Source organism: Microbacterium sp. B24 (assembly GCF_000333415.1).
Classification (GTDB): domain Bacteria; phylum Actinomycetota; class Actinomycetes; order Actinomycetales; family Microbacteriaceae; genus Microbacterium.
Genome location: NZ_BADB01000129.1, coordinates 1 through 5,125, shown reverse-complemented (window position 1 = coordinate 5,125; position 5,125 = coordinate 1). Strand labels below are relative to the sequence as shown.

6 protein-coding genes are annotated in these 5,125 nt (G+C 70.0%); all 6 read left to right on the top strand.

All coding sequences use genetic code 11. From position 1 onward, the window contains the following. A partial coding sequence (locus I5I_RS02900) for a phosphate/phosphite/phosphonate ABC transporter substrate-binding protein (protein WP_036316283.1) occupies positions 1-809 on the top strand: 809 nt, incomplete at its 5' end. Further along, positions 806-1,624, top strand: coding sequence for a phosphonate ABC transporter ATP-binding protein (phnC, locus tag I5I_RS02895; protein ID WP_036316281.1), 819 nt, complete (start codon positions 806-808; stop codon positions 1,622-1,624). The genes I5I_RS02900 and phnC, both read left to right, overlap by 4 nt. Continuing rightward, positions 1,621-2,433 (top strand): phosphonate ABC transporter, permease protein PhnE, encoded by an 813-nt coding sequence (gene phnE, locus I5I_RS02890; protein WP_036316279.1) that lies wholly within the window; start codon positions 1,621-1,623, stop codon positions 2,431-2,433. Before phnC ends, phnE (I5I_RS02890) begins: the two co-directional genes overlap by 4 nt. Further along, positions 2,430-3,230, top strand: a complete 801-nt coding sequence (gene phnE / locus I5I_RS02885) for a phosphonate ABC transporter, permease protein PhnE (RefSeq protein WP_036287321.1) — start codon at positions 2,430-2,432, stop codon at positions 3,228-3,230. Before phnE (I5I_RS02890) ends, phnE (I5I_RS02885) begins: the two co-directional genes overlap by 4 nt. After that, positions 3,220-4,077 carry a MurR/RpiR family transcriptional regulator gene (locus I5I_RS02880; protein WP_036316277.1) on the top strand — a complete coding sequence of 286 codons (858 nt, stop codon included), beginning with the start codon at positions 3,220-3,222 and terminating at the stop codon, positions 4,075-4,077. The genes phnE (I5I_RS02885) and I5I_RS02880 overlap by 11 nt, the downstream gene beginning before the upstream one ends. A gap of 242 nt (positions 4,078-4,319) precedes the next feature. Further along, a partial coding sequence (locus tag I5I_RS02875) for a DUF3131 domain-containing protein (RefSeq protein WP_036316275.1) occupies positions 4,320-5,125 on the top strand: 806 nt, incomplete at its 3' end.

Here is a 5,125-nt window from a genome sequence, read left to right as displayed (position 1 = left end):
TCGACACGGCCAAGCCCCTGACCGACATGCTGAGCTCCGAACTCGGCATCCCCGTCACGGGCGTCGTGTCGAAGGACTATCAGGCCGCCGTGGAGGCGATGGGTGCCGACCAGGCGCAGATCGGCTTCCTTCCGTCGCTGCAGCTCTGGCAGGCCAGCGACCGGTACGGTGCGAAGGTCGTGCTGCAGACCGAGCGTAACGGCGCGATCACCTACCCGGCCCAGTTCATGACGAACAACCCGAGCAAGTACTGCTCCGACACCCCCGTCGACAAGGATGGGATGCTCTACTGCAACGGCACCGACAAGCTGGCGACGCCGAGCGGCCTGGACGCGATCACCAAGATCGCCGGTGCGAAGGTCGCCGTGCTCGGCCCCGGCTCGCCGGCCGGCTACATCTATCCGATGCTCGCCCTCAAGGAGAAGGGCATCGATATCGACAACGGGTTCCAGAAGATCCCGGTCACCGCCAACGACGCCTCCGTCATGGCCGTCTATAAGGGGGATGCCGAGGTCGGCTTCAGCTTCTGGGACGCGCGCACTCTCGTGAAGAAGGACACCCCCGACGTGGGCCAGAAGGTCGTCGTCTTCGCCCTCAGCGACCCGATCCCCAACGACGGCGTCGCCGTCTCGTCGAAGCTCTCGCCGGGCCTCCAGGAGAAGATCACGCAGGCGCTGGAGTCCTACTCCAACACCGACGAGGGCTCGAAGGTGCTCAAGAGCATCTACTCCATCACCAAGCTCGCGCCCGCCAACCCCGCTTCCCTCGACGTCGTGGCGCGTGCCGCGCAGCAGCTGGGACTGCAGTGACGGATCGCATCCTGACCCAGGGCATCGCGGCTGCGGCCGCGGTGCCCTGGGGCATCCGTCTGGACGGGGTCACCGTCCGCTACCCCAACGGCACCGTGGGCCTGCGCGGTGTGGATCTCGAGATCGCGCCGGGCGAGATGGTCTGCATCGTCGGCCTCTCCGGGTCGGGAAAGTCGACGCTGATCCGCACGATCAACGGCCTCGTGCCCGTGACGGAGGGCACCGTGACCGTCGGCGGCCAGCGCGTCGACAACGCACGGGGCACGCGCCTTCGCCACCTCCGCGGGCAGATCGGCATGGTGTTCCAGGGGTTCAACCTCGCCGGTCGGACGACCGTGCTGAACAACGTGCTCGTGGGGCGTCTCACCCACACGCCGTACTGGCGCACCCTGGCGGGCGCCTACCGCGACGCCGACAAGCAGATCGCCTTCGAGGCGCTCGATCGCGTCGGCATCCTGTCGAAGGTGTGGGATCGGGCCTCGGCCCTGTCGGGCGGTCAGCAGCAGCGCGTCGCGATCGCGCGCGCCCTTGCGCAGCAGCCGCGGATCGTCCTCGCCGATGAGCCGGTCGCGAGCCTCGACCCGCCCACCGCGCACGGCGTCATGGGCGATCTGCGGCGGATCAACGCCGACCTCGGCATCACGGTGCTGGTCAACATCCACCTGCTCGATCTCGCGCGGCAGTACGGCGCGCGCATCATCGGCATGCGCGCCGGGGAGGTCGTCTTCGACGGGCCGGCCGCGAGCGCGACGGATGCCGACTTCGAGAACATCTACGGACGGTCGCTGACCGGCGACGATCGGCTCGATCGATGAGCGTCGCGCCCGCGGCATCCGCGCTGGTGGTGCCCGAGCGGCCTCGACGCCGCGCCGGCACGTGGATCACGGTAGCGGTCGTCGTGGTGATCACGGTGGTCACGTGCCTTCCGGGCATCGGCGTGGGCTTGGATGTCGCGCCGATCGTCGCGAACTGGCGAAACGGTGCCACGAAGATCGTCGAACTGCTCACGCCCGACTGGTCGTTCTTTCCGCGCACCGTCGCGCCGATGCTCGAGACGCTGCAGATGGCGGTGCTGGGAACCGTCGTGGGGGCCGCGATCTCGCTGCCGCTGTCGTTCTGGGCGGCACGGCCCACCAATCCGCACCCCGCCTTCCGCGGTGCGGTGCGGACCCTGCTCAATGTGATCCGCGCGGTTCCCGAGCTCGTCTACGCGGCGGTGCTCGTCGCGATGGTCGGCGTCGGCGCGCTTCCCGGCATCCTCGCTCTCGCGATCTTCAACATCGGCATCATCGTCAAGCTCGTCTCCGAGTCAATCGACGCGCAGGATGCCGGGGCCATCGAGGCCGGTCGTGCCGCCGGTGGCACGCAGGCGCAGATCAACCGCGCCATCGCCCTGCCCGACGCGTGGCCGGCGTTCGTCTCGCAGACCCTCTACGTCTTCGAGCTGAACGTGCGCGCCTCGACGGTGCTCGGCCTCGTCGGAGCCGGCGGGATCGGGCTGCTCATCGACGCCGTCCGCACGTTCTACCGCTACGACCAGCTCTCCCTCATCATCCTCGAAGTGCTCGTCGTGGTCGTCGTGATCGACCTGATGAGCGACGCCATCAGACGGAGGCTCGTGTGAGCGCCCTCGCCGTTCCCGTCCGCCGTCGTTCGCCGTGGCGGGCCGTGTCGGCCGTCGTCGTCACCGCCGTCGTGGTCGCCGCCTTCTGGTCGGTGCAGATCTCGTGGGGCCGTCTCGCCGACCTTCCCGCCGACATCGGTCGCTACCTCTGGCTCATGTTCTCGGCGCCGGAGTGGTCGAAGCTGCCCGAGGCGCTCTGGCAGACCTGGCGGAGCATCGAGATGGCGTGGGTGGGGACCGTGCTCGGCATCCTGCTGGCGACCCCGCTCAGTCTCGTGGCCGCCCGCGGCTTCGGGCCGCTGTGGCTGCGCGGCGTGCTGCGACTCGTGTTCTCGGTCATCCGCGCCGTGCCCGAGCTGATCATCGCGATCATCATCCTCTCGGTCACCGGGCTGACGCCGCTGACCGGTGCGCTCGCCCTCGCCGTCAACGGCATCGGCACGCTCGGCAAATGGGGCTACGAAGCGGTGGAAGCCGTACCTCCCGGGCCCATCGAGGCGGCGCGCGCCGCGGGCGGCTCGACGGCGCAGGTGCTGCGCTGGGGCGTGTGGCCGCAGGCGCAGCCGGTGTTCCTGTCGTTCTGGCTCTACCGGTTCGAGATCAACGTGCGCTCGTCTGCCGTTCTCGGTCTCATCGGGGTCGGCGGCATCGGCGATATGCTGACGTCCTACACCCAGTACCGGGAGTGGTCCACCGTGGGGATGCTGCTCATCGTGGTGATCGTCGTCACGATGGCGATCGACGCGGCGAGTGGAGCGCTCCGCCGGCGAATCATGGAGGGTCCGCGTGCCCGTTGACGCGCCGACGACGGTGCGCATCGCCGCGATGCGCAACGGCCTGCAGCCCACCGAACGGCGGGTCGCCGACCTCATCGTGGCCGAGCCCGACGCGGTCGTGGAGCTCACCGCGCAGCAGCTGGCCGACCGTGCCGGCGTCGCTCGCTCATCGGTCGTGCGGGCGTGCCAGTCGCTGGGCTATCGCGGCTACCCGCAGCTGCGCGTCGCCTTGGCCGCCGAACTCGGCGCCCAGCCGCCACGCGCCGCCGACCACGGCGACGGCCCGCTCGGCGAACTGCGCGCCGCCCTCGCCCGCACCGCGCAGTCGTTGACGACAGCGGTGAGCCTGATGAGCGCCGACGACGTCTCGTCCGCGGTCGCCGACGTCGCCGGCGCCTCACGCCTGCTGGTCGTCGCGAACGGCCTGTCGGCTCCCGTCGCGAGCGATCTGGCGATGCGCCTGACCGCGGTCGGTCGTCCCGCCGAGGTGATCGCGGATGCCATCGCGCAGCAGATCGCGGCGCGTCAGCTGTCGACCGCGGACGTGTGCATCGTCGTGAGCGGCTCGGGAGCGAATGCCGCGAGCGTGCGGGCGGCCGAGGCGGCCCGCAGCGCCGGTGCGCGTGTGCTGGCCCTGACCTCCTTCGCGTCCAGCCCGTTGGCCGACCGTGCCGACCGCTCGCTCGTGATCACCCCGACCGGCGTCAGCTTCCGCGAGGAGCTGGCCCACACCTCGCGGGTCGCACACGCCGCGTTCGTGGAGGCGTTCGTGGATGCCGTCGCGGGCATGCTGGGGGAGAGGGCCCGCGTCGTGCGGGCGCACGTGCTCGGCATCCTGTCGGACAACCTCGACGACGGCACCGCCTGAGCGCGCCCGCGCGCCCGCGCGCCCGCGCCCGTGTCGCCGCGTCGCCGCGTCGCCGCGTCCGCGAGACACCGACGGCGCACCGAGACTGCCGTTGTGCACCCGTGTTTCGGTGCGTCAGCGGTGTCTCGCGGGCAGGGAGAGATGGGTGGGCGGGGGACGGGGTTGTACATAAACCGTACATGTGTAAGGTTTTATGGGCGGCTCCGACACCGCGGAGCGCTTTCGACGAGGAGAGCACGCCCATGAAGAGAACTCTCGCGGCCACCGCCGCGATCGCCGCATTCACGATCGGTGCACTGGCGGGAGGTGCGCCCGCGACCGCGGCGCCCCCCGACGACGCCGGAGCGCAGAACAGCGCTGCGGATGGAGCCGGGCGTCCCGGCCATCCCAACGGGAAGGATGCCCGCGAGCTCCTGCGCTACGCCACCGACACCTGGACGTCGATGGCCGCGATGGCTCACCCCGAGACGGGCCTCGTCGACGACAACATCGGCGGTGACCTCGACGCGGCATCCGCGTCGGGCTACACGTCACCGACCAACATCGGCGGCTATCTGTGGTCCACCGTCACGGCTCGGGATCTCGGGATCATCGGTGCCGACGAGGCGCGTCAACGGCTCAGTGCGACGATCACCACGCTCGAGCACATGGAGCGAAACCCCGGCAGCGGGATGTTCTACAACTGGTACGCGCCGGCAACGGGGGCCAAGCTCACGGTCTTTCCGACCTCGGGCGACACGATCCATCCGTTCCTCTCGACGGTCGACAACGGCTGGCTCGCGACGGCCCTGCGGATCGTGCGCGAGGCGGAGCCGTCACTGCACGACCGTGCCGATGCGCTCTACCGTTCGATGGACTTCTCCGCTTTCTTCGATCCGGCCGGGGCCGCGGGGCTTCCGGCGGGAACCAACCGCGGGGGATTCTGGGAGGCGCCTCCCGGCGACGGCTGCGCGGTGGAAGCGCCCATGTACAACGGCAGCGGCGAGACGGTCTCGTACACGTGTCATCACTACGACACGACCGTCAGCGAGAGCCGCATCGCGACGTA